Annotated in this window: 1 pseudogene; it reads left to right on the top strand. The window is 57.2% G+C overall.

Annotation, left to right across the window (positions count from 1 at the left end):
- Nucleotides 1-306 precede the first annotated feature (306 nt).
- Nucleotides 307-488: pseudogene (locus ACPUD7_RS17810) on the top strand (IS110 family transposase); the annotation flags it as partial.

Raw genomic sequence — 488 nt, 5'->3', positions numbered from 1 at the left:
CTACTGTGAGTATTGATAGTGGCTGGTCTGGGACTGGCTGGCAGAGTAGGGACTGACCGTTCCATCGATCATCATGACTCTAATTGCTACTGACTCCAACGATGTCCTCGTCGGGATCTGTCTGGTGATTGGTGGGCGGTCGGCACCGGCTCGGCCCACATCGATAACTTGATCAGAAGGTTGTCCGTTCCTGATCGAACGTGACTCATCACAGTAGTGTTTCGACGTGACTATCTCCCGGACCGGAGCCGACCGCGTTGACGGTCGGACCTCATCCGTTCCGACACAGGAGAATCACGAACCGTCATGACTATCATCTCGCATTTGTACGCGTTTGTCGTTGGCGTCGACACCCACGCGAAGAACCACGTCTACAGTGTGCTGACCAAGTCTGGTGAGCACGTCGATACTGCTGCATTCCCGACGACGAAAGCCGGCATCAAACGTGCCCTGACGTGGGCCGGCCGCCGTACCGGCGGGGACCTCGA

It is taken from the genome of Brevibacterium sp. FAM 24630 (genome assembly GCF_049804075.1).
Classification (GTDB): domain Bacteria; phylum Actinomycetota; class Actinomycetes; order Actinomycetales; family Brevibacteriaceae; genus Brevibacterium.
This window is presented reverse-complemented; position numbering and strand designations above follow the sequence as displayed.